24 protein-coding genes are annotated in these 23,493 nt (G+C 73.6%); 14 read left to right on the top strand and 10 right to left on the bottom strand.

Translation table 11 applies throughout. From position 1 onward, the window contains the following. Positions 1–2: 2 nt before the first annotated feature. The 3 genes from OHT74_RS21965 (at position 3) to OHT74_RS21955 (ending at position 4,703) form a co-directional block, all read left to right on the top strand. Positions 3–2,456: a helicase-associated domain-containing protein gene (locus tag OHT74_RS21965; RefSeq protein WP_443047722.1), complete on the top strand. Its 2,454-nt coding sequence runs from the start codon at positions 3–5 to the stop codon at positions 2,454–2,456. Positions 2,457–2,516: 60 nt separating this feature from the next. Then, positions 2,517–3,125 (top strand): DUF4291 domain-containing protein, encoded by a 609-nt coding sequence (locus OHT74_RS21960; RefSeq protein ID WP_328621128.1) that lies wholly within the window; start codon positions 2,517–2,519, stop codon positions 3,123–3,125. A gap of 306 nt (positions 3,126–3,431) precedes the next feature. Further along, entirely contained in the window at positions 3,432–4,703 is a 1,272-nt protein-coding gene (locus tag OHT74_RS21955) for a hypothetical protein (protein WP_328621127.1), read from the top strand. 56 nt (positions 4,704–4,759) lie between these two features. Here the strand turns inward: OHT74_RS21955 and OHT74_RS21950 are convergent, their stop codons facing one another. Beyond that, the gene (locus tag OHT74_RS21950) at positions 4,760–5,221 is read right to left on the bottom strand and encodes an N-acetyltransferase (RefSeq protein ID WP_328621126.1); all 462 of its coding nucleotides are present in this window, start codon (positions 5,219–5,221) and stop codon (positions 4,760–4,762) included. Positions 5,222–5,257: 36 nt separating this feature from the next. Here OHT74_RS21950 and OHT74_RS21945 point away from each other — a divergent pair, with 36 nt between their 5' ends. Next, positions 5,258–7,819 (top strand): tetratricopeptide repeat protein, encoded by a 2,562-nt coding sequence (locus tag OHT74_RS21945; protein WP_328621125.1) that lies wholly within the window; start codon positions 5,258–5,260, stop codon positions 7,817–7,819. A 65-nt stretch (positions 7,820–7,884) separates the two neighbouring features. Further along, complete coding sequence (locus tag OHT74_RS21940; RefSeq protein ID WP_266666053.1) at positions 7,885–9,528, top strand: DNA repair helicase XPB; 1,644 nt, start codon at positions 7,885–7,887, stop codon at positions 9,526–9,528. A gap of 125 nt (positions 9,529–9,653) precedes the next feature. On the opposite strand, the gene OHT74_RS21935 is transcribed toward OHT74_RS21940, so the two are convergent. Together OHT74_RS21935 and OHT74_RS21930 are read right to left on the bottom strand one after the other, a co-directional pair. Then, positions 9,654–10,523, bottom strand: coding sequence for a glycosyltransferase family 87 protein (locus OHT74_RS21935; protein ID WP_328621124.1), 870 nt, complete (start codon positions 10,521–10,523; stop codon positions 9,654–9,656). A 79-nt stretch (positions 10,524–10,602) separates the two neighbouring features. Then, positions 10,603–10,788 carry a hypothetical protein gene (locus tag OHT74_RS21930; protein ID WP_030298679.1) on the bottom strand — a complete coding sequence of 62 codons (186 nt, stop codon included), beginning with the start codon at positions 10,786–10,788 and terminating at the stop codon, positions 10,603–10,605. A gap of 442 nt (positions 10,789–11,230) precedes the next feature. Between OHT74_RS21930 and OHT74_RS21925 the strand changes: the two genes are divergently transcribed. Next, entirely contained in the window at positions 11,231–13,216 is a 1,986-nt protein-coding gene (locus OHT74_RS21925) for a HelD family protein (protein ID WP_328623366.1), read from the top strand. A 97-nt stretch (positions 13,217–13,313) separates the two neighbouring features. After that, complete coding sequence (locus OHT74_RS21920; protein ID WP_328621123.1) at positions 13,314–13,844, top strand: hypothetical protein; 531 nt, start codon at positions 13,314–13,316, stop codon at positions 13,842–13,844. Between the two features lie 7 nt (positions 13,845–13,851). Here the strand turns inward: OHT74_RS21920 and OHT74_RS21915 are convergent, their stop codons facing one another. Continuing rightward, positions 13,852–14,550, bottom strand: a complete 699-nt coding sequence (locus OHT74_RS21915; RefSeq protein WP_328621122.1) for a copper homeostasis protein CutC — start codon at positions 14,548–14,550, stop codon at positions 13,852–13,854. Positions 14,551–14,655: 105 nt separating this feature from the next. Between OHT74_RS21915 and OHT74_RS21910 the strand changes: the two genes are divergently transcribed. Together OHT74_RS21910 and OHT74_RS21905 are read left to right on the top strand one after the other, a co-directional pair. Continuing rightward, on the top strand, positions 14,656–15,297 hold the full coding sequence (locus OHT74_RS21910) for an HD domain-containing protein (protein WP_328621121.1): 642 nt from the start codon (positions 14,656–14,658) through the stop codon (positions 15,295–15,297). Between the two features lie 68 nt (positions 15,298–15,365). After that, positions 15,366–16,607 (top strand): Cmx/CmrA family chloramphenicol efflux MFS transporter, encoded by a 1,242-nt coding sequence (locus OHT74_RS21905; RefSeq protein ID WP_328623365.1) that lies wholly within the window; start codon positions 15,366–15,368, stop codon positions 16,605–16,607. A gap of 31 nt (positions 16,608–16,638) precedes the next feature. On the opposite strand, the gene OHT74_RS21900 is transcribed toward OHT74_RS21905, so the two are convergent. Next, positions 16,639–16,905 carry a DUF4031 domain-containing protein gene (locus OHT74_RS21900; protein WP_266666049.1) on the bottom strand — a complete coding sequence of 89 codons (267 nt, stop codon included), beginning with the start codon at positions 16,903–16,905 and terminating at the stop codon, positions 16,639–16,641. A gap of 7 nt (positions 16,906–16,912) precedes the next feature. Further along, positions 16,913–17,290 (bottom strand): hypothetical protein, encoded by a 378-nt coding sequence (locus OHT74_RS21895; RefSeq protein WP_266666048.1) that lies wholly within the window; start codon positions 17,288–17,290, stop codon positions 16,913–16,915. A gap of 101 nt (positions 17,291–17,391) precedes the next feature. Here OHT74_RS21895 and OHT74_RS21890 point away from each other — a divergent pair, with 101 nt between their 5' ends. From OHT74_RS21890 to OHT74_RS21870, 5 genes are all read left to right on the top strand, one after another. Beyond that, on the top strand, positions 17,392–18,330 hold the full coding sequence (locus OHT74_RS21890; RefSeq protein WP_328621120.1) for a MurR/RpiR family transcriptional regulator: 939 nt from the start codon (positions 17,392–17,394) through the stop codon (positions 18,328–18,330). Beyond that, entirely contained in the window at positions 18,327–19,265 is a 939-nt protein-coding gene (gene murQ, locus OHT74_RS21885; RefSeq protein ID WP_328621119.1) for an N-acetylmuramic acid 6-phosphate etherase, read from the top strand. The genes OHT74_RS21890 and murQ overlap by 4 nt, the downstream gene beginning before the upstream one ends. A gap of 83 nt (positions 19,266–19,348) precedes the next feature. Beyond that, entirely contained in the window at positions 19,349–20,866 is a 1,518-nt protein-coding gene (locus OHT74_RS21880; protein WP_328621118.1) for a PTS transporter subunit EIIC, read from the top strand. Between the two features lie 28 nt (positions 20,867–20,894). Further along, the gene (locus OHT74_RS21875; RefSeq protein ID WP_266666044.1) at positions 20,895–21,269 is read left to right on the top strand and encodes a hypothetical protein; all 375 of its coding nucleotides are present in this window, start codon (positions 20,895–20,897) and stop codon (positions 21,267–21,269) included. A 29-nt stretch (positions 21,270–21,298) separates the two neighbouring features. After that, positions 21,299–21,841 carry a GNAT family N-acetyltransferase gene (locus tag OHT74_RS21870; RefSeq protein ID WP_328623364.1) on the top strand — a complete coding sequence of 181 codons (543 nt, stop codon included), beginning with the start codon at positions 21,299–21,301 and terminating at the stop codon, positions 21,839–21,841. A 32-nt stretch (positions 21,842–21,873) separates the two neighbouring features. On the opposite strand, the gene OHT74_RS21865 is transcribed toward OHT74_RS21870, so the two are convergent. The 4 genes from OHT74_RS21865 to OHT74_RS21850 form a co-directional block, all read right to left on the bottom strand. Then, positions 21,874–22,293 carry a PIN domain nuclease gene (locus tag OHT74_RS21865; RefSeq protein WP_266666043.1) on the bottom strand — a complete coding sequence of 140 codons (420 nt, stop codon included), beginning with the start codon at positions 22,291–22,293 and terminating at the stop codon, positions 21,874–21,876. Beyond that, the gene (locus tag OHT74_RS21860) at positions 22,284–22,490 is read right to left on the bottom strand and encodes a type II toxin-antitoxin system VapB family antitoxin (protein WP_266666042.1); all 207 of its coding nucleotides are present in this window, start codon (positions 22,488–22,490) and stop codon (positions 22,284–22,286) included. The genes OHT74_RS21865 and OHT74_RS21860 overlap by 10 nt, the downstream gene beginning before the upstream one ends. A 71-nt stretch (positions 22,491–22,561) precedes the next feature. Beyond that, positions 22,562–23,239 (bottom strand): hypothetical protein, encoded by a 678-nt coding sequence (locus OHT74_RS21855; RefSeq protein WP_328621117.1) that lies wholly within the window; start codon positions 23,237–23,239, stop codon positions 22,562–22,564. Next, positions 23,236–23,454 (bottom strand): hypothetical protein, encoded by a 219-nt coding sequence (locus tag OHT74_RS21850; RefSeq protein ID WP_030156956.1) that lies wholly within the window; start codon positions 23,452–23,454, stop codon positions 23,236–23,238. The genes OHT74_RS21855 and OHT74_RS21850 overlap by 4 nt, the downstream gene beginning before the upstream one ends. Between the last annotated feature and the right edge of the window lie 39 nt (positions 23,455–23,493).

Below are 23,493 nucleotides of genomic sequence, written 5' to 3'. Positions count from 1 at the left end.
CCATGGAGGCGACCGTGCCTGAGCCAAGCAGCGCTGCGGGAAGCGCCACAGCGAGCAGCGCCCCGCGCTCCCTCGCCGAGGCGCTGCGCGCCCGCGACGACGCATCGCTCGCCACCCTGCTGCACGCCCGCCCCGACCTGCTCGGCCCGGTGCCGGGCGACATGACCCAGCTGGCCACCCGGGCCGGCACCCGGGCCTCGGTGGTCCGCGCGCTGGACCGGCTCGACCGGTTCGCGCTGCAGACCGCGGAGGCCCTCGCGGTGGCCCCGGACCCGTGCCCGTACCCGGTGCTGGAGTCGCTGCTGGCCGGCGAGCACGGCTCCACGGGCGAGGACAACGGCGCCCGCGCCGAACTCCCGCGCGCCCTGGCCACCCTGCGCGACCAGGCGCTGGTCTGGGGCGACGACGAGCGGCTCCGGCTGGTCCGCACCGCCCGCGAACTGCTCGCGCCGTCCGCCGGCCGACCCTCCCCCACGGGCCTCGGCCCGACCGTCGCCGAGGCCACCGCCGGGATGTCGCCGACCCGGGTCCAGGAGATCGTGGCCGCCGCCGGGCTGCCCGCCACGCACGACCCGGTGTCCGCCGTGACCGCGCTGACCGGCCTGTTCGCCGATCCGGAGCGGATGTCGGCGCTGCTGGACGAGGCTCCGGCGGAGGCCCACCAGGTACTCGGCCGGCTCGTGTGGGGGCCGCCGTACGGGGAGGTCACGCCGAACCCGACCGCGCCCGTGCGCTGGCTGCGCGACCACGGGCTGCTGCTCCCGGCGTCGGCGCGGACCGTCGTACTGCCCCGCGAGGTGGCGCTGCACCTGCGCGGCGGCCTCGCGCACCGGGTGACGGAGCCGGTGGCCCCTGCGGTGCCCGCGGACCGCGAGCACCGTCCACAGCTTGTGGACGCCAATGCGGCCGGCCAGGCGCTGGCCGCGCTGTCCACCGTCGAGGAGCTGGTGAAGTCCTGGGAGCACACCGGGCCGCCGGTGCTGCGGGCCGGCGGGCTGTCCGTACGCGACCTGAAGCGGACCGCGGCCACCCTCGACGCCACCGAGGCGACGGCCGCGTTCTGGATCGAACTCGCCTACGCGGCCGGGCTGCTGGCCAGCGACGGGGAGGCGGACGAGCGGTACGCGCCCACCCCCGCCTTCGACGACTGGCTCGAACTCCCGCCCGCCGAGCAGTGGTCGGCCCTGGCCGCGGCCTGGCTGCCGGCCACCCGCACCGCCGGCCTGGTCGGCGATCAGGACTCCAAGGGCCGCACCCTGTCCGTGCTGGGCCCCGAACTCGACCGCTCCGCCGCCCCCGAGGTGCGCCGGCGCGTCCTCGAACTCCTCGCCGCCCTGCCCGAGGGCGGCTCCGCCGCCCCGGACGCCCTCCTCGCCCGGCTCGCCTGGGAGCGCCCCGTACGGGGGACGAGCGGGCTGCGCGCCCGCCTCGCGCAGTGGACGCTGACCGAGGCCGAGGTGCTCGGCGTCACCGGCCGCGGCGCGCTCGCCGCGCACGGCCGCGCGCTGCTGGAGCACCGCGACCCGGCGCCGCTGCTGGCACCGCTGCTTCCGGAGCCCGTGGACCACGTACTGCTCCAGGCCGACCTGACGGCGGTGGCGCCCGGGCCGCTGCGCCGGGAGCTGGGCGATGTGCTGGCCGTGCTCGCGGACGTGGAGTCCAAGGGCGGGGCGACCGTCTACCGCTTCACGCCCGGCTCGGTACGCCGGTCCCTGGACTCCGGGCGGACCGCCTCCGACCTGCACGCCTTCCTCGCCGAGCACAGCATCACCCCGGTCCCGCAGCCACTGGCCTACCTGATCGACGACGTGGCCCGGCGGCACGGGCACCTGCGGGTCGGCGCGGCGTCCTCGTACGTGCGCTGCGACGACGACAGCATGCTGAACGAGATCCTGGCCGACAAGCGGTCCGCCGGGCTGGGCCTGCGGCGCCTCGCCCCGACCGTCCTGGCGGCGCAGGCCGAACCGGGCGCGCTGCTCGACGGGTTGCGGGCGATGGGCTACGCGCCGGCCGCGGAGTCCCGTACCGGCGACGTGCTGGTCGCGCGGGCCGACGCCCACCGCACCCCGGCGCGTTCGGCGCCGGTCCCGGTGCCGGACGGCCCGCCGGTACCGGACCCGACGCTGCTGGGGGCGGCCGTACGGGCCATCCGCGCGGGCGACCTGGCGGCGACGGCGGTGCGCAAGGAGCCGGTCGCGGCATCCGCCGTCCCGGGCGAACTCCCGCGCACGAGCCCGGCGGAGACCCTGGCCACGGTGCAGGCGGCCGCGCTGACCGGCTCGGCGGTGTGGATCGGGTACGTGAACGCGGACGGCGCGGCGAGCCAGCGGGTCATCGACCCGGTGCGGGTCGAGGGCGGCTTCGTCACGGGGTACGACCACACGGCGGACGAGGTCCGGACGTACGCGCTGCACCGGATCACGGGGGTCGCGGAACTGGCGGAGGAGCACCTGTAGCGCGGTCCGCCGGTGGAAAACGGCTCGCAGCGCGGGGTTTCCACCCCGCACCCTGGCCTCATGCAGGAAACGAAGAGGCCGCTACCGGTCCCGGACCGGCAGATCCGCGCGGCCCACACCGACACCACCGTCACCGTCTACCAGGCGTACGCGCCCCGGCTGGGCGTGCCCGCGGCCCGCGACGGCCGGTTCCCGCCCGCCTGGAAGCGGGAGCGCATGACGTGGATCAAGCCGTCGTTCCTGTGGATGATGTACCGCTGCGGCTGGGCCGCCAAGGCCGACCAGGAGACGGTGCTGGCCGTCGAGATCACCCGCGAGGGCTTCGACCACGCGCTGCGCCACGCCTGCCTGTCCCACTACGAACCCGGCACGCACACCGACCGGCAGGCCTGGCAGCAGGCCCTGCGCGACTGCCCCGCCCGCGTCCAGTGGGACCCGGAGCGCGACCTGCACCTGAACCCGCTGGCCCACCGCTCGCTCCAGCTGGGCCTGTCCGGGCCGGCCTCGCGCGCGTACGCCGACGAGTGGACGATCGCCATCCGCGACGTGACCCCGCTGGCCCGGGAGATCCACGGCCTGGTCCGGTCGGGCGACGAGGCCGCGGCGCGGGCTCTGCTGCCCGTGGAGACCCCGTACGAGGCGGGCCCGCTGGCGCACTTGGGCGCGTAGCGGCCCGTAGCGCGACAAGCGGAATGCGAAGCATCGTTTTCGCAGCTCAGAGGGGCTGAAGCGCCCCTCCGGTCCCTGTTGCACAGCGGTGACACACGGGCGATGGATTGGTGATCCGCGATGTGTGAAGATCAGTTCATCGCAGCAAGCGGCCGAGGAAGTAGAACCGGCGCCGGAGCGAAAACCCGCACCACCCGCCACCGGCGCTCTGCCGCGGCACCTCGCACGCCTCTTCCGTCTGCTCTGCCGGCTGCCACCGCTCTGCGCTGCTCGCCTGCCTTCGTGATTCCTTGGGGGGAGTCCACCATGTCCGCTCGCACCGTCACCCGCACCACCCTCCGCTCCGCGGCCGCCACCGCCGTCGTCGCCGCCGTCGCCGGTACCGTCCTGATGCCGCTGTCGGCGTACGCCGCCCCGGCCGCCGAGAACCTGCACGCGCTGAAGATCACGATGGGTGCCCCCGCGCCGAGCGGCCCGCTGACCCGCGGCGGCGCGACGGAAACCTTCGAGCTGACGGTCGCCAACCCCTCGGACAAGGCCCACTCGTACCACCCGTGGATGATCGGCACGCCGGCCGGCGCGAGCCCGCTCCAGCAGACCGACGTGACCTTCAAGGTCGAGGGCGTGACCGCGCCGGCGACCGAGTCCTCCATCGGGCAGCAGGACGGCGAGTGGCAGGGCATGTTCCACCCGGCGGGCAAGGCGGCCTCGGAGGGCTTCGAGATCCCGGCGGGCGGGAAGCTGACCTGGAAGGTCACGATCGGCCTCGGCAAGAACTACCCGACCAACGACGGCGACTTCGAGCTGCGTGCCACGAGCTACCAGAACGAGGTGGCGGAGGGCGGCGCCCCGTCGCTGACCTTCAAGACGGACCCGGCGGTCAAGGCCGGCAAGCTGGAGACCTCGTTCAAGAACGTCGGCGACTGCAAGGGCGTTCCGGCGCTCCAGTGCCGGGAGATGGACCTGAGCTACCGGGTCACCGGCGACGGCGAGTTCAACTCGGCGCTCTACTCCTGGCTGGACCTGAAGTTCGGCTCCGACGCCAAGGTGCCCAACCTCCAGCTGTGGGCGCAGGTCGACGGCAAGTGGGAGGGCCTGAGCACCGCCGACCCCTACAACTTCATGCTGCCGACGATCCCGAAGGGCTTCAGCGCGGCCTCCGGTGAGCGCATCGTGCGCCTGCGGGCCTCGTTCGGCCCGAACACGGACTTCAAGAAGGCCACCGACGTCACCCTGCACGCGGGTGTCGGCCTCGCCGAGGGCAACACCTACGAGTTCTCCGGCGCCGACACGAAGTTCCAGCTCACCCCGCCCACCGCGTCCACGTCGCCGTCGCCGACCCCGAGCAAGTCCGCCACGACGCAGCCGTCCGCGAGCGCGACGCCCTCGGCGTCCGCCTCCACCACCGCCGCCGCCGCCGGCAACTCCAACACCAAGGCCACCGGCTCCACGGGCACCCTCGCGAAGACCGGCGCCGGCTCCAACACCGTTCTGTACTCCGGCCTGGCCGCGGCCCTCGTCGTCCTCGGCGGGGCCGCCGCCTGGCTCGGCGCCCGTCGCCGCGCCACGCGCGTCTGATCACCCGCATCACCCGGAAGGGGCCCGGCACACCACGTGCCGGGCCCCTTCCGCGTTCACCGGGCCGCGTAGTCGATCCGGTCGGCCTCGAAGGGCCACACCTCGGCCAGCCAGCGCGTGACGGCGGCGTACAGGACCTTGTCGAGCGGGGCCCGGTCGGCCCGTACCCAGGAGCTGACGCTCACCCGCTCCGGCGCGTCCTTCCCCGGGTAGATGTAGAGGCAGCCGATGACCTCGTCACCGTCCAGCACGCTGTACGTGAACCCCTTCCGGTCCGCGAAGTCCCGCGCGTGCCGCGCCAGATCGGCCAGATTCGCCTCGGCGGACATCCCCTCGACCGGCGGCCACCCCCGCCCCTGGAACCCGGGCGTGGCCCGCACGTGCGCGATGCTCCCGCTCCAGGCGGCGAGATCCCGCGCGTTGTGCGCCTCCCCGAGCGGCTCCAGCCGGAACCCGTCCCCGTCCAGCCCGAGCGGCACCTCGAACCCGTCCGGCACAAAGCAAAGTCGATCATCCATCCCCCGACCGTAGGCCGAACTCATACCGTTGGTCATATGACCGGTACGGACGACAGGCGCGGCAGCCACACCCGCAACGACATCAGCGGCGGGGTGTACTTCAACACCGTGGTGCAGGGCGCCAACGTGACCCTCCAGCTCCCGGCCACCATCCCGGCCGCACTCACGGGCATGCCCGCCCCTTCCCCCGCCTTCACGGGCCGGGAGCCGGAGGAGGACGCCCTGCTCACGGCGCTCGGGCCGGACCCGTCGTCGACCGCTGCCCGTCAGGTGATCGCCGGGCTGCCGGGGGTGGGCAAGACCGAACTCGTCCTCCAGGTCGCCCATCGCGCACTCGGCACAACCGGTCTGCTGCCGGGCGGAGTTCTCTTCATCGACCTCTTCGGCTACGACGAGCGGCGGCGGGTCGGCCCCCACCGGGCCCTCGGCTCGCTGCTGCGCGCCCTGGCCGTCCCGGACGAGTGCGTCCCGGAGGACGTGGAGGGCCGGGCGACCCTGTACCGGTCCGTCCTCGCCACGTACGCGGCAGAAGGGCGGCGGATCCTGCTGGTCCTCGACAACGCGATGGACAGCGCCCAGGTCCGTCCGCTGCTCCCGGGCGATCCGGGCCTCCCCGTACTGATCACCTCCCGGCACACCCTGAGCGACCTCGGGGCCCGCGTGCTGGACCTGTCCGTGCTCGGGCAGCAGGCTGCGGTGGAACTCATCGGACGGAACCTGCGCAGCGTCGTGGGTCCCGCGGACACCCGGGTGGCGGGCGAACCGGCGGCGGCCGCCGAGCTGGCGGCCCTCTGCGGCCGGCTGCCCCTCGCGCTGTCCATCGTCAGCGCCCTGCTGGCCGACATCCCCACCCGGCCGCTGTCCTCCATGGCGACGGCCCTGAACGACGCCCGGCGCCGGCTGGGGCGGCTCAGCCGTGAAGACCTCGCCGTCCGCGCGGCCTTCGACCTCTCCTACCGGCACCTGCGGCCGGACCAGGCCGGGCTCTTCCGGCTGCTGGCCCTCAACCCGGGTCCCGACCTGGCCACCGAGGCCGTGGCCCGGCTGGCCGGTACGGCGCCCGAGGACACGGAGGAGCTGCTGCTGCCCCTCGCCCGCGGGCACTTCGTCGAGCCCGGACCCTCGTACGGGCGCTGGCGGATGCACGACCTGATGCGCCTGTACGCGGACGAGCTGTGCCGTGCGGAGGACGAGCCGCACGAACGGGAAGCGGCCACGGACCGTTTGTACCGGCACTACCTGGGCAACGCGCACGCCGCCGACACCCACGTGGACGCCGGGCTCCCGCCCGCCCCCCTCTTCCCCGGCCGGGACGCGGCCCTGGCCTGGCTGGACGCCGAACGGCACAACCTGCGCGCCGCCGCCCTCGCCGCGCCGGGGCTGGGACGGCCCGAGGCGCTGGTCCGACTGCAGTCGTCCTTGCTCGAATTCCACTCCTTGCGCCGGTACTTCGACGAGTTCGCCGAACTGGCGGGCGCGGCGCTGGTGGCCGTCCGCTCCTCGGACGATCCGGTACTGCGGGACACCGAGGCGAGCATCCTGAACAACCTGGGCACGGCCCGGCGCGAGCTGCGCCGCTTCGACGACGCGTCGGCCTCGTACCGGGAGGCCCTGGCCCTGCACGAGCAGGACGGGGACTCCTTCTCGGCGGCGGCCACTCTGACCAATCTCGGCCTGACCTACCAGCAGATGAACCGGCCGGAGGAGGCGGCCGACATGCTCCGGGAGGCCCTGGACCGCTACCCGCCGGAGGCCGACCCCCGCGCCCGGGGCATGGCGTACAACAACCTCGGCAAGGCCCTGCACGACCTGCGCAGACTCCCGGAGGCCGCCGAGGCCTTCGCCGAGGACATCGCCATCTGCCGGACGGCCGGCGACCGCAGGGGCGAGGGCATCGCGCTCAACAACCTGGGGATGGTGCTGCGGGACATGGGGCAGTACGGCGCCGCCGTCGAGGCCCATGAAGACGCACTGGCAGCCGCCGAGGAGACCGGGGACCTGCACAGCGCGGGTCTCGCCCTGTCGAACAGCGGGCTGGCCCTCGCCATGGACCGGGACGAGCGCGGCCCCCGGGAGGCGATCGACCGACTCACGAGGGCCCGGGACATCCTGGAATCGCTGGGCGACGAGCACATGGCGGCTCTGGCACAGAGCCACCTCGGCCTCGTCCTGATCCGGGCCGGCCAACCCTCGGAGGCGATCGCCCCGCTCACGTCGGTGGTCGAGACGAGCCGCAGGGCCGGCGATCCGTACACCGCGGCGATGACGCTGACCAACCTGGGCACGGCGCTGGAGCTGAGCGGCCGGTACGAGGACGCGGTGCGGGCCCAGACGGAGTCCGTCGCCCTCTACCGGCAGCTGGGCGAGCGCCACCACGAGGCGAAGGCCCTGCTCAACCTCGGCCTCGCCCTGCGGCGCACCGACGACCTGGCCGCGGCGCAGGACGCGTTCCGGGAGTCCGCCGCCGCCTTCCGGGAAACCGGCGACGAACAGCTCCTCACCCAGATCCTGCGGCTCCACGACGAGACCGGGAGAATGCGGACACGGCAGCTGCCCGGGTGGCTCCGGCGATCAGGGCCCCGGACACCGGGCCCCTGATACGGCAGACTGGAGGTTTGGCCGTCCGCGCCCGGGCGGCCACCCCCCGCAGGAAAGGGACGTTTGTGAACGGGCCTCTCATCGTCCAGAGCGACAAGACACTCCTCCTCGAGGTCGACCACGAGCTCGCCGGTGCCGCGCGCCGGGCCATCGCCCCCTTCGCCGAGCTCGAGCGGGCCCCCGAGCACATCCACACGTACCGGATCACCCCGCTCGGCCTGTGGAACGCCCGGGCCGCGGGGCACGACGCCGAGCAGGTCGTCGATGCGCTCGTCGAGTTCTCCCGCTACCCCGTCCCGCACGCGCTGCTCGTCGACGTCGCCGAGACCATGGCGCGCTACGGCCGCCTCACCCTCTCCAAGCACCCCGTCCACGGGCTGGTCCTGACCAGCACCGACCGGCCGGTGCTCGAGGAGATCCTGCGGTCCAAGCGGATCGCCCCGCTGGTCGGGGCCCGGCTCGACCCCGACACCGTCGCCGTGCACCCCTCCGAGCGCGGGCAGATCAAGCAGACGCTGCTGAAGCTGGGCTGGCCGGCCGAGGACCTCGCCGGGTACGTCGACGGCGAGGCGCACGCCATCGACCTCGTCGAGGACGGCTGGGCGCTGCGGCCGTACCAGCAGCAGGCCGTCGAGGGCTTCTGGCACGGCGGCTCGGGCGTGGTCGTGCTGCCCTGCGGCGCCGGCAAGACGCTGGTCGGCGCCGGGGCCATGGCGATGGCCAAGGCGACCACGCTGATCCTGGTCACGAACACCGTCTCGGCCCGGCAGTGGAAGCACGAGCTGGTCAAGCGGACCTCGCTGACGGAGGAGGAGATCGGCGAGTACTCCGGCACCCGCAAGGAGATCCGGCCGGTCACCATCGCCACCTACCAGGTCCTGACGACGAAGCGGAAGGGCATCTACCCGCACCTGGAGCTGTTCGACTCCCGGGACTGGGGGCTGATCCTCTACGACGAGGTGCACCTGCTGCCGGCGCCGGTGTTCAAGTTCACCGCCGACCTGCAGGCGCGGCGGCGGCTCGGTCTGACCGCGACGCTGGTCCGCGAGGACGGCCGCGAGTCGGACGTGTTCTCGCTCATCGGCCCGAAGCGGTTCGACGCGCCGTGGAAGGAGATCGAGGCGCAGGGCTACATCGCCCCGGCGGACTGCGTCGAGGTCCGCGTGAACCTCACGGAGTCGGAGCGGCTCGCGTACGCGACCGCCGAGACGGAGGAGAAGTACCGCTTCTGCGCGACGACGGCGACGAAGCGGAAGGTCACCGAGGCGCTCGTCGCCAAGCACCGGGGCGAGCAGACGCTCGTCATCGGGCAGTACATCGACCAGCTCGACGAGCTCGGCGAGCACCTGGACGCGCCCGTCATCAAGGGCGAGACCTCCAACGCGCAGCGGGAGAAGCTCTTCAACGCGTTCCGCGAGGGCGAGATCAGCGTGCTGGTGGTGTCGAAGGTCGCGAACTTCTCCATCGACCTGCCCGAGGCAACGGTCGCGATCCAGGTGTCCGGCACCTTCGGCTCCCGGCAGGAGGAGGCCCAGCGCCTGGGCCGCGTGCTGCGCCCGAAGGCGGACGGCCACGAGGCGCGGTTCTACTCGGTCGTCGCGCGCGACACGATCGACCAGGACTTCGCGGCGCACCGCCAGCGCTTCCTCGCCGAACAGGGCTACGCCTACCGGATCATGGACGCCGACGAACTCCTGACGACCGACTGACCGGCCGACTGACCGACTGACCGGCCGGCTGACCGACTCCGGGCGTGGTGCCGGGCGCGACCCCCTACACCGAGCTGTCCCAGTCGACAGGGCCCGGCGAGCAGGATCGCGAGATCCGGCTGACCTCACAGATCGTGGCCGAGTACATGGTGTCGCGCGGGCGCCTGCTGCTCGTGGTGCTGCGGATCTTCGACGACGCGGACATCCTGCTGCCCGAGGGGTGACCTTCGTACGGGGACCAGGACGAGGCCGGGCTTCGGGGCCGGGCGCCAGGACGTCGCCGACCGGGTCAGGAGGGCGAGCAGGGGGACGGACCAGACCCACAGGTGCGGCCAGTCCAGCAGCAGGGCCCGGCCGGAGGCGGGCAGGTGCCGGGCCCAGAACTCCGCGGAGGCCTGCGGGAGGACGAGCAGCCCGAGCAGGGCGGTACCGGCGAAGGCACCCAGCGCCGTCAGCGCGGCCCGGATCCGGCCGGTCAGCAGCAGGTACGGGATGAACAGCGCCGGGGTCAGGGTGATCCCCGCGGCCGTGCCCAGCGCGAAGCCCTTGCCGAGCGCGGCGCGGGGCCGGCACAGGTCCCACAGGACCAGGCAGGCGAGCGCCAGGTTGACCTGCCCGGCGAGCAGGCTCTGGAACAGCGGTTCCGCCCACAGCCCGGCGATGGTGGCGGCCAGGACGGGCCCGGGCCGGGCCCGCAGTCCCGCGAGGCGGCAGGACATCAGGATCAGCAGGGCGAGCAGGCAGGCGTTGCCGAGGGCGAAGACGGCCTTCAGGACGCCGACGGGCAGCCAGGCGGCCGGTGTGAACAGGATCGCCGCGAACGGCGGGTACGCGGCGGGAGGGCGCCACTCGGCGGCGCAGAACCCGTCGACGAGGCCGTCGGCGATCGGGATGCGCAGCGCAATGCCGAGCACGCCGAGCACGAGGAGCGGGCCCGTGACCAGCACGCCGGCCCAGGGCGACGGCGGGGGGCTGGGATGGTGGCTCCGGGTCACGCGCGTGACCCTAGTGGATCACCGCGCCCCCTCCGCCGCTATCCGGCCAGCCCGCTGCGCGGCGCAGCCGGGCCGCTGGTCAGCGGCGTATGACGCCGGCGTCTTCGCCGTATTCGCCCAGGACGATGACGCTCACCGCCGCCGCGGCGAAGACCTTCGCGGCGCGCAGGGCGTTGCCCACCACGTGGCGGGGAGGGGAGTCGGAGGTGGCGGTGGCGCCGCTAGGGCGGCCGCCCCGGATCGGGGTGAAGGTTGCGGTGCTCATGTATCCATGGTGCGCTTCCGCCCCGGTCGGCACATCGCCCTGGGGGCGGAACCGCAGGCCCTCCCGCCTACTCCTCCGGGCCCATGCCACCCCCTAGTGGCCCTGCCCAAGGTCTGACACTCCCAGGTATGACACCCGTACGGACGTCCCGCCCCGGAGGGACTTCCGCCCCGGTATTCCGTTCGCGCCCCGCCTGCACGGTGACTACAATCTCCGCTCTTGCCGCCTCCCGCCGCCGTTTCGGGGAGAGCCGCCCGCCGGCCGGAAACCGGCGGGCATCGTTCCGTACCGATCAGCAGCTGGAGGCATTTCCGTGTCCGCGCACGCCCCCGAGACCGGCATCGACCACGACCACGACGGCGACAGTGACAGCGACTGGGCCGCCCACCCCCTCGCCCGCGAGCAGGCCCACCTCACCGCCTCCCGCGCCGCTCTCCGCGCCATGCGCGAGGACGTCGAGGCCCTCGACATCCGCGACGTCACCGCGAACTGGGTCAACGCGATCGTCCTCCAGGCCCAGATCGACGACCGGATCAAGGCGCTGGCCGACCTCGCCCACACCCCGCTCTTCTTCGGCCGCCTCAACTACCTGCACGCACCCGGCGCCGAGCTCGCCGAAGGCGCGGAGGGCGAGCAGTTCTACATCGGCCGCCGCCACGTCCACGACGCCGACGGCGACCCGATGGTCATCGACTGGCGCGCGCCCGTCTCCCAGCCGTTCTACCGGGCCTCCAAGAACGACCCGCAGGACATCGCGCTGCGCCGCCGCTTCGGCTACACGGGCGGCGAGCTCACCGCGTACGAGGACGAGCACCTCTCCGACCCCGCCGAGGCGGCGGCCGTCAGCAAGCTGCTCCAGCAGGAGATCGAGCGCCCGCGCGTCGGCCCCATGCGCGACATCGTCGCGACGATCCAGCCCGAGCAGGACGAGATCGTCCGCTCCGGCCTGTCCGGCTCCGTCTGCGTGCAGGGCGGCCCCGGCACCGGCAAGACGGCGGTCGGCCTGCACCGCGTCGCGTACCTGCTGTACGCCCACCGCGAGCGGCTCGCCCGTACCGGCACGCTCGTCATCGGACCGAACCGTTCCTTCCTGCACTACATCGAGCAGGTCCTCCCGGCCCTGGGCGAGCTCGAGGTCAAGCAGGCCACCGTCGAGGACCTGGTGGCCCGCGACGGCCTGGAGATCCGCGGCGCCGACGCCGCCGCGACCGCCGTCGTCAAGGGCGACGCCCGGATGGCGCAGGTGCTGCGCCGCGCCGTCCGCTCGCACGTCGCCACGCCCGCCGAGCCGCTGATGGTGGTGCGCGGTTCGCGCCGCTGGCGGGTTCCGGCGTACGAGCTCGAGGAGATCGTGGCGGAGCTCCTCGACCGGGACATCCGCTACGGCGCCGCCCGCGACGCGCTGCCGCAGCGGATCGCGCACACCGTGCTCGTACGGATGGAGCAGGCGGGCGAGGCGCCCGACGACCGCGTCCAGGACTCGGTGGCCCGCAATGCCGCCGTGAAGGCGGCGGTCAAGGCGGTGTGGCCGGCGGTGGAGCCGGCGAAGCTGGTGCTGCGGCTGCTGTCGGACGCGGAGTTCCTGGCGGAGCACGCGGAGGGCGTCCTGTCAGACGAAGAGCAGCAGCTCCTGCTGTGGCCCAAGCCGTTCCGGAGCGTGAAATCGGCCAAGTGGTCGGCGGCGGACCTGGTCCTGATCGACGAGGCGGCGGACCTGGTGGAGCGCACGCACTCGCTGGGCCATGTCGTCCTCGACGAGGCGCAGGACCTGTCGCCGATGCAGTACCGGGCGGTGGGCCGGCGCTGCACGACGGGCTCGGCAACGGTCCTGGGCGACCTCGCGCAGGGCACGACCCCGTGGGCGACGCGCAGCTGGGACGAGGCCCTGGCGCACCTGGGCAAGCCGGGGGCGGCGCTGGAGGAGCTGACGGCGGGCTTCCGTGTGCCGCGCGAGGTGATCGCGTACGCCTCGCGGCTGCTGCCTTCGATCTCCCCGGGGCTGGCCGCGGTCTCCTCGGTCCGTGAGACGCCGGGCTCGCTGGTCGTCGCGCCGACGCCTGACCTGACGGCGTCCGTCCTGGACGCCTGCCGCGCGTCCCTCGCCCACGAAGGCTCGATCGGCCTGATCGCGGCCGACGCCCGGATCCCGGAGCTGGCCGAGGCCCTGCGCGCGGCGGAACTGCCGTATCTGGCGCCGGGCGAGGAGACGACGGTGGAGGCCCGGCTGACGCTGGTGCCGGCGTCGCTGGCGAAGGGTCTCGAGTACGACTACGTGGTGCTGGACGAGCCCGCCGCGATCGTCTCCGGCGAACCCGACGAACGCACCGGCCTGCGCCGCCTCTACGTGTGCCTCACCCGTGCCGTCTCGGGTCTGCACGTCCTGCACGCCGCCGCGTTGCCGGCGGCCCTCGGACCCGCCTTTCCGTAGCTCCGGTGGACACGGCCGGTCGGCGGCAGGACGATGGACGTGTTCACACCTCCCCGGGCCCGGTTCTTCCATGTTCCATCCGAGGGAAGGACGAACGATGAAGCCCCGTATTCGACTGGCCGTGCTGGCGTCTGTGGTCGTGTCCTCGCTGGCACTCGGGTCGGCACCGCTCCTGGCGGCTTCCGCGCAGGCGGCAGCGGTGCCTTCCCTGACGTGCAGCGTGAAGAAGACCCCCAACGCCGCCGGGAAGTACGACGTCACGGCCTCAGGAGGGCAGCCGGGAACGACCATGACCTTCCTCGGCGGTACCGCGACCAACCAGTTCAGCGCCGAAGTCACCGTCAACGACGGCGGGACGGCCACCACCAGCGGATTCATCCCGGTCGGCAAGGTGACGGCCTCGAACCAGGACGAAAAGGTCAGCTGCGGCACCGTCAAGGAGGCCGAACAGCAGGACGCCCAGGCCCAGTACCGCGCGGGCTTCAGGAAGGGCCTCGCCGACACGAAGGAGGACTGCAAGAAGAAGCCCCAGAACCAGAACCTCACGCAACTGGACCCGAACTTCGAGAAGGGCTACAACGCGGGCGCGGCGGCCGCGCTCAACAGCAAGGCCTGCCAGGAAGGCTGATCACCCGTCACCGAAGCGGCTGCGAAAGGGCCGTACGCCACTGCGCAACCGCCGACGCCGAGACCGGGGCGTCCCACCCCTGCGGCCGGGCCGCCCCGCCGATGTGAAAGGCGTCGATGCCCGCGGCCCGCAGCCGCGGCAGGTGCGCCAGGGTGAGGCCGCCGCCGACCAGGATCCGCGCCGCGTACCCCGGCTCGCCCCGCCGCGCCGCCTCGGAGAGCAGCACGGGAAGGCCCGCGTCGACCCCGTCGGCCGAGCCCGCCGTCAGGTAGGCGTCCAGCCCCGGCAGGTCGGCGAGGGCCTTGCGCGCCTGGTCGCGGTCCGCCGCCCGGTCCAGCGCCCGGTGGAAGGTCCAGCGGCAGCCCTCCAGCTCCGCCAGGACGGCCTCCACGGCGGCCAGGTCGGGACTGCCGTCCAGGGTCAGGAAGCCGAGGACGAACTCCTGCGCCCCCTCCGCCCGCAGCGCCCGCGCCTGCTCCACCAGCAGGTCGACCGGCCCGGCGGCGAACCCGTCCGTCCGGCGGATCATCACGCGCAGCGGGATGTCGACCGCCGCGCGGATCGCCGCGAAGGTCTCGCGCGGCGGGGTCAGCCCGTCGGCGGCCATGTCGGTGACCAGCTCCAGCCGGTCAGCCCCGCCGGCCTGAGCCGCGACCGCGTCTCGGGCATCGAGGGCGATCACCTCCAGCAGCGCTTGGTTGCTCATTCGATGCCATCCTTCGGATACGGAAATAGGTCTAGTCCAATATGAAGGGTACGGGCCCGCGCCCGCGCATCACCAGCACAAACACGCCACCCCCACAATGTGCCCATGACCTCCGACCTCCGCGACCGCTGGCACGCCACCACCACCGCCGCAGGCGCCGCCCCCGACCGGGACCCCGCCCCCTACGCCGACCGGCTCCTGGCCGCCTGGGCGGAGCCGCAGCGCCGGTACCACACCACCGCGCACCTGGCCGACGTACTCGCACGGATCGACGTACTCGCCCCGCACGCCGCCGACCCCGCCGCCGTCGAGCTCGCCGCCTGGTTCCACGACGCCGTCTACCGCCCCGACCGCTCCGAGAACGAGGAGCGCAGCGCCGCCCTCGCCGAGCGCGCCCTGCCCGAGCTCGGCATCGACGCCGCCCGCACCGCCGAGGTGGCCCGCCTGGTCCGGCTCACCGTCACCCACGACCCCGCCCCCGGCGACACCAACGGCGAGGCGCTCTGCGATGCGGACCTGGCCGTCCTGGCCGGCGGCCCGGACGCGTACGCCGCGTACGTCGCCGCCGTCCGCGCGGAGTACGGGTTCGTCCCCGAGGACGCCTTCCGCGCCGGCCGGGCCGCCGTACTGCGCCAGCTGCTCGCACTGCCCCGCCTCTTCCGCACCCCGCACGGCAGCGCGCAGTGGGAGGCCCCGGCCCGCCGCAACCTGGCCGCCGAGCTCGCCGTCCTGAGCGCCGGGGAATGAGATCCGCGGCGCGCAGGTTCGTACGGAACGTGCCCCCAGCCCCCGCCACCGCCCCCGCCACCTCCCGCATGCCCGTCGCCGTCTACGTACTCGGCCTGGCCGTCTTCGCGCTCGGGACCAGCGAGTTCATGCTCTCCGGGCTGCTGCCGCCCATTGCGGAGGACATGGACGTCACCATCCCGCAGGCGGGCCTGCTGATATCGGCCTTCGCGATCGGCATGGTCGTCGGGGCGCCGCTGCTGGCGGTGGCCACGCTGCGGCTCCCGCGCCGCACCACCCTCATCGCGCTCATCAGCCTCTTCGGCCTCGGGCAGGTGGCGGGTGCGCTGGCACCCTCGTACGAGCTCCTCTTCGCCTCCCGCATCCTCGCCGCGCTCGCCTGCGCCGGTTTCTGGGCGGTGGGCGCGGCCGTCGCCATCGCGATGGTGGAGAAGGACCAGCGGGCCCGCGCCATGGCCGTCATGATCGGCGGCCTGTCCATCGCCAACGTCCTCGGCGTCCCCGCCGGCGCCTTCCTCGGGGAGCACCTGGGCTGGCGTTCCGCGTTCTGGTCGGTCGGCGCGGCCTCGGCGGTCGCCCTCGTCGGCATCCTGGCGCTGATCCCGGACATCCCGCTGCCCGCCGTACGGCCCACCCTGGCGCGGGAGCTGCGCATCTACCGCGACCGGCAGGTGTGGCTGTCCATCGGCGTCACGGCCCTGGCCGCGGGCGGGGTCTTCTGCGCGTTCAGCTACCTGTCGCCGCTGCTGACGGAGGTCGCCGGGCTGGATGCCGGCCGGGTGCCGTGGGTGCTGGCGCTGTTCGGGGTCGGCGCGCTCGTCGGCACGACGATCGGCGGGCGGGTCGCGGATGCGCACCTGTTCGGGGTGATGCTGTGGGGCATCGCCGCGTCCACGGTCTTCCTCGTCGCGCTGGCCCTGCTGGCGTCGGCCGGGGTATCGGCGGTGGGGCTGTCGTTCCTGCTCGGCGTCTCGGCGTTCTTCACGGCGCCGGCGCTCAACGCCCGCATGTTCAACGTCGCGGGCGCGGCCCCGACGCTGGCCGGGGCCACCACGACGGCGGCGTTCAACCTGGGCAACACGGGCGGCCCCTGGCTCGGCGGCACCGTGATCGACGCCGACTACGGCTTCGCCGCCACCGCCTGGGCAGGCGCCGCCATGACCGTGACGGCGATGGCCCTGACCGCGATCGCCCTCCGCCTCCACCACCGCACCCCACCCGCCCCGACCCGGGTGATCGCCTCGTCGGCTGCGACCGCACCGGCCGCACCGGCCGCACCGGCCGCAGCCGGACAACCCGCCGCGAACTGACCCCGGCCGACGCCGGCCCGGCCGGGCTCCGCTACGCCGGCCGGCCCTTCGGGCGGCGCAGGCCCGCGGACGTCAGGCGGCGGACCAGTTCCTTGCTGCCCACCTCCACCGCGCCCGCCCCCACCGCATCCGCGTAGCGGTGCGACGGCACGTCGTAGTGGTCGCGCTCGAAGGCCCTCGGCGGGCAGCCGATCGACGCCGCGAACGCGTGCAGCTCCTCGTACGAGACGTCGCTGACCAGGTGCGACCACATGCGGCCATGGCCCGGCCACGTCGGCGGGTCGATGTAGAGCGTCACCGGCGGCTCACCGGCCGGCGCCGAAGACGGGCGCGAGGCCGCCGACCGCGGCGACCTTCACTCCTGCCTTGGCGCACACCCAGTGCGGGTCGGGTCCCAACTCCGGCTCCACGTCCAGCGCGTGCGGATCGCCGTGCGAGCAGACCGGGCACAGCGGCCAGCGCCCGTACTTCTCCAGCAGCGCGTCCTGCACGTCCTGGGCGACGAGTCCGGGAAGGTAGTCGACCCCCTCCGGCCACTGCTCCACCCACCACCGGCGGTGCGTGACCGAGTCCTCGACGAGGGAGACGACATCGGCCTCGGCGACCTCGCCCGCGGCGAGATCGGCGAGAACAAGTGCACGGGCGACGTGCAGCGCCTGTTCCAGGGGGGTCGCGTGGTCCATGCGCCCATTGTGAACCCGTACGGGCCAAGTGGCGAAGACCCTTCTTCGCCGGTGCCGAATGGCGCCTTGACCCCCACCCCGGCCGAAAATAGATTTCAGAAATGAGCGACGACCCGAAAGTAACTTTCAGCGAGGGGGACGGGGGGACCGAGGGCACCGGCTCCGGCGTGCCGCTGCGGGCCCGCGTCCGCAGTCTCGGCCCCTCCATGACCCGCTCCGTGCAGGCCGTCGCCGAGACCGTCGCCGCCGACCCCGCCGGCTGCTCCCGCCTCACCGTCAGCGCGCTCGCCGCGCGCACCGGCACCAGCGAGGCCACCGTCGTCCGCACCGCCCGCCTCCTCGGCTACCCCGGCTACCGCGACCTGCGCCTCGCCCTCGCCGCGCTCGCCGCGCAGCAGGAGTCCGGCGCGGCCCCCGCCGTCACGGCCGACATAGCCGTCGACGACCCGATCGCCGACGTCGTCGCCAAACTGGCCCACGAGGAGGCGCAGACCCTCGCCGACACCGCCGCCGGACTCGACCTCGCCGCGCTCGCCGCCGCCGTCACCGCGCTCGCGACCGCCCGCCGCATCGACATCTACGGCGTCGGCGCCTCCGCCCTCGTCGGCCAGGACCTGGCCCAGAAGCTGCTGCGCATCGGCCTCGTCGCCCACGCCCACAGCGACCCCCACCTGGCCGTCACGGGCGCCGTGCAGCTGCGCCCCGGAGACGCGGCCGTCGCGATCACCCACTCCGGCGCCACGGGCGACGTGATCGACCCCCTCCGCACGGCCTTCGAGCGCGGCGCCACCACCATCGCGCTCACCAGCCGCCCGAACGCCCCCGTCGCCCACTACGCCGACCTCGTGCTGGCCACCTCCGCCGCCCGCGAGACCCGGCTGCGCCCGGCCGCCATGTCCAGCCGGACCAGCCAGCTCCTCGTCGTCGACTGCCTGTTCGTCGCCGTCGCACAGCAGACGTACGAGACCGCCGCGCCCGCGCTCGCCGCCTCGTACGAGGCACTCGCCCCCCGCCGAACCGCCAGGAGCCCCCGCCCATGACCGCGTCGTACGCCGCACTGCGCGCCCAGCTCGACACGCTGACCACCGAGGCCTTCCGGCCCGAACTGGCCGAGATCGACCGGCTGTCCACCCTCGAGATCGCCCGCACCATGAACGCCGAGGACGCCGGCGTCGCGGCCGCCGTCGCCACGCAGCTGCCGCACATCGCCGCCGCGATCGACGCGATCGCTCTGCGGATGGCCCGGGGCGGGCGGCTGGTCTACGCGGGCGCCGGCACCGCCGGCCGCATCGGCGTCCTGGACGCCAGCGAGTGCCCGCCCACCTTCAACACCGACCCGGCCCAGGTCGTCGGCCTGATCGCGGGCGGCCCCTCCGCCCTGGTCGAAGCCGTCGAAGGCGCCGAGGACTCCGCCGAAGCGGCCGCCGCGGACCTGGCCGCCCTGGAGCTGACCGCCGACGACACCGTCATCGGCATCTCCGCCTCCGGCCGCACCCCGTACGCGATCGGCGCCGTCGCCTTCGCCCGCACGCGCGGCGCGCTCACCGTCGGCCTGTCCTGCAACGCCGGCTCGGCGCTCGCCGCGGCCGCCGAGCACGGCATCGAGGTCGTCGTCGGGCCCGAGCTGCTGACCGGGTCCACCCGGCTGAAGGCCGGTACCGCGCAGAAGCTCGTCCTGAACCTCGTCTCGACCATCACGATGATCCGGCTGGGGAAGACGTACGGGAACCTGATGGTCGACCTGCGCGCCTCCAACGAGAAGCTGCGCGCCCGCTCCCGGCGGATCCTGGCGCTGGCCACCGGCGCGCCGGACGGGGAGATCGAGGCCGCGCTCGACGCCACCGGCGGCGAGGTCAAGCAGGCCGCACTCGTGCTCCTCGCGGGCGTGGACGGCCCGACCGCGGCCGGGCTGCTCACCGCCTCGGACGGCCACCTCCGCGAGGCCCTCGCCCGTACGGCGGCCGCCACCGAGTGATGCCACCGACCCGCTGACGTGCTGACGTGCTGACCTGCTGACCTGCTGACTGCCCCGTTCCCCCGACGCAAGGCGATCACCACATGTCCACTGACAAGAACCGCGCCACGGCCGCAGCGATCCTCCCCCTGGTCGGCGGCCCGGCCAACATCAGCTCGATCGCGCACTGCATGACCCGCCTGCGCATCGCGCTGCACGACCGCTCGCTGGTCGACGACGCGGCCCTCAGGGCGCTGCCCGCGGTGCTGGGCGTCGTCGAGGACGACGACACGTACCAAATCGTGCTGGGGCCCGGGACCGTCGCCCGGGTGACCCCGGAGTTCGAGGCGCTGGTCGAGCAGGGCCGCTCGGCCGGGCACCCGCCGCGTACGGCCGTCACGCCGGCCTCGGCGGCCTCGGCGGCCTCGGCGGTCACCGCCGAGGAACTCGCCGCCCGGGGCGCCGCGTTGAAGCAGGCGCAGAAGGCCCGGAACAGCACCCCGGTGAAGCTGTTCCTGCGCCGGATCGCGAACATCTTCGTCCCGCTGATCCCGGCGCTCATCGGCTGCGGCATCATCGCCGGCCTGAACGGCGTGCTGCTGAACACCGGTTGGCTGCCCGCCGTCGTCCCGGCGCTCGCCGCCATCGCCTCGGGGTTCATGTCGCTGATCGCGGTGTTCGTCGGCTACAACACGGCCAAGGAGTTCGGCGGCACCCCGATCCTCGGCGGCGCCGTCGCCGCGATCATCGTCTTCCCGGGCGTCGCGAAGATCGATGCTTTCGGCCAGCACCTGTCCCCCGGCCAGGGCGGCGTACTCGGGGCCCTGGCGGCCGCGTTCCTCGCCGTCCGGGTGGAGAAGCTGTGCCGCAGGTGGGTCCCCGAGTCGGTGGACGCGCTGGTCACCCCCACCGTCACCGTCCTGGTCTCCGGGCTGGTGACGATTTTCGGCCTGATGTTCCTCGCCGGCGAAGTCTCCACCGCCATCGGCTCCTTCGCCACCTGGCTGCTCGCGACCGGCGGTGCCTTCGCCGGGCTGGTCCTGGGCGGCCTGTTCCTGCCGCTCGTGATGCTGGGCCTGCACCAGGCCCTGATCCCGATCCACACCACCCTCATCGAGCAGACCGGCAACACCGCCCTCCTGCCGATCCTCGCCATGGCGGGCGCGGGCCAGGTCGGCGCCGCGCTCGCGGTCTACTGCCGGCTGCCGCGCAACCGGTCGCTGCGCACGACCATCAGGTCCGCGCTCCCGGCGGGCTTCCTGGGCGTCGGCGAACCGCTGATCTACGGGGTCTCGCTCCCGCTGGGCCGCCCCTTCGTCACCGCCTGCGTGGGCGGCGCGGCGGGCGGGGCGTTCGTCGGCCTCTGCAACCAGCTGGGAGTCGCGTTCGGCGCGACGGCCATCGGCCCGTCGGGGTGGGCGCTGTTCCCGCTGCTGGAGGGCCCGTCGGGGATGGGCCTGAACCTCGCGATCTACGCGGGCGGCCTGCTGGTCGGTTACCTGGTGGGCTTCGCCGCCACGTATTTCTTCGGATTCACGCGGCCGATGCTGATCGAGCTCAACGCCGACCAGGCGCCAATTCCGGCCACCGCCCCACCGGCCACGGAGCCCGCTATGGCGTAAATAGAGGTCGGCCGGGGAGACTGCGCGAATGCAGCTCCCCGCCGAAGCCGTTGCCGCCACCGCTGTCGTCGAGGTCGTACGCCTCTCCGCGCGCCCCGAGCGCTACGGCGACCCCATGACCGGCCCGGTCGTCTCCCGCTGGACGGGCCGAGAGGCCGCGGACTCGCTCGCGCTGATCTCGTCGATGGCGCCGGGTGAGCCGCGCATCTGCTTCGCGCCGGGCTGGGGCCTGCGGGCGTACGACGCCGTGGACGAGCCCCTGTTCGAGCTGATCTTCTGCTTCAGCTGTCACCACACCTGGCTGTGGGGGCAGGCCGTCCCGCCCGGCACGGGCTTCGACACCATCTCGGGCAGCACCGCCGACGCCGAGGCCCTGCTGGCCCACTTCCGGGACGCGGCGTGACCCTCGCCCCGGTGGTCCCGCCGGGCCGGATGGCAGCCCTCCCCCAGCCGGTGCTCGACCTCCCGGGCACGCTCCACCTGCGCCCGTGGACCCCGTACGACGCCCCCGCGCTGGTCGAGTCCTGCCACGACCCGGAGATCCGCCACTGGAACCGCCCGCCGATGCTGTCTCCGGCCGAGGCCGTGGCCCGGATCGAGCGCTGGCAGGAACGCTGGCACGCCGAGGAGGCCGCGATCTGGGCGGTGGCCCCGGCTCTGGGCGGCCTGCCCGTCGGCCTGATCGGCCTGGCCGACCTCGACCTGGCGGGCGGGAGCGGCGAGTTCCTGTACTGGCTGCTGCCCGCGGGCCGCGGCGGCGGTGTCATGGCCGAAGCCACGGCCCGGGTCAGCCGCTGGGCCTTCGAGGAGCTCGGGCTGCACCGCCTGCGCATCACCCACTCGGTGGCCAACCCGGGCTCCTGCCGCATCGCGGAGAAGGCCGGCTTCCCCCTGGAGGGCACCATGCGCGGCGCCCTCCTCCACGCGGACGGCTGGCACGACGAACACCTCCACGCCCGCCTCCGCACCGACTGACGGGATGCGGTCCCAGGCGCGCCGAGTCGCGGCTATGGCACCGAGCCCTGTTCCACGACCCACTCCACCGACTGTCCCGTAACCTTTGCGATCCCGTCATAGTCCGCGTCGTAGTGGAGGACCACCGCCCCGTGGCGCTCAGCCGTGGCGGCGATCAGCAGGTCTGCCAGTGAGGCACGCCGGTGATCACCGCTCTGCGCCAGCAGCCCCTGCACTTCGATGGCCCGCTCCCCCACCTCATCGGTGAGGGGTAGCCAGGCGAAGCCTCGCCGGACGGAGCGACCGCGCGCGTGGTCCTCCGCATTGCGCGCGCTGTAGAGGATCTCCAGGTCGACAACTGCGCACGTCGCGAGCACACCACGCTCCAAGAGCGGCATCAGCCTGTCCCGGACGGCTGGCACATGCATCCGAGCCCACGCACTCTTGTCGACCAGGTACATCGTCACCGCCATGCCCCCCGCATCACTTCCGGGTCGCGCAGATCATCGAAGACGCCTTCATCCATCAGCTCCACGAAGCGCCGTCGCCGGGCTGCGGCCACGAATTCCGCCAGTGCTCCGTTGATCGTCGCCCGTTTCGTGGTCGTCCCCAGTATTTCTGCGGCCTCAGCGAGAAGTGCATCATCCAGGTCCACCATGGTGCGCGACATTGAGTCCTCCAGGCATATAGATCTGGTCGATTTATATGCCATCCTACAGCTCGGCTCCGACGGCGGCCCGCTCATGCCACGTACGGGGCGGGTTCCGCCCCAGCCGCCGCGCTCAGGAAGCGGACGAGATCCTCCACCGAGTAGCCGAGCCGCGGCGCCCGCTCGGCGGCCATCAGGAGCAGCTGGCCCACGATCTCCGCGCCCCAGCCGTCCGTGCCGTCCGCCGACCACTCCCACAGCTTCTCGATCCCGAGGTCGGTCATGAGCAGCCCGTGCCCGGTCCGGATCTCCCCGCACAGGTCCGCGACCGCGTCCAGCAGCCGCGGCCCCGGCCGCTCGCACCGCAGCCCGAAGCGACCGCCGATCTCCTCGACCGTGCAGCCCTGCGGCGGCCGCGCCTTCAGCCCGTCGTAGCGGGCATCTGCGAACCGCGCGCCCTCCCCCACCGGCCAGTGGATCAGCGTGAACCGCTGCACGCCCGGCGCAGGCTGCTGCGGCTGCCCCCTCTTCACCCCGAACGCCTCCCGGACCAGCGCGGTCGCCTCGGCCTCCGTACCGGCCGTACGGCTCTCCCGCCGCTGCCCGTCGTCCCCGACGGCCGTCCACACCCCGTCGCCCTGCTCGCACCGCACGCGTACGGAAAGCCCCGTGCCCGGGCGCTTCCATCCGCCGCCGAGGAGGGCGTGTTCCAGTCCCCGCAGCTTCCAGCCGAGTTCGAAGCCCCATTCGGCGGCGGCGTCCCCGATCACGGGTTGGCCCGCTCGTGGAGCACGGCGGCCAGCCGGAGCGCGGTGTCGAGGTTGCAGCGGCCGAGGTCGACCAGCGGCAGGCCGTACGTACCGGCGGCCGAGACCCGCTCCACGTCCAGCGAGGGGAACAGCACCCCCACCCCGGCCAGGGACTCCTTCAACTGCCGGACGGCCTCCTCGGCCGCCTGCATCCGCTCCTGCGGAGAGAGCACCATGACATGTCACCTTTCTACTCTGAGTGTTCAGCTTCGACA

This window comes from Streptomyces sp. NBC_00354 (assembly GCF_036106915.1).
In the GTDB taxonomy this organism is placed as follows: Bacteria; Actinomycetota; Actinomycetes; order Streptomycetales; family Streptomycetaceae; genus Streptomyces.
This window is presented reverse-complemented; position numbering and strand designations above follow the sequence as displayed.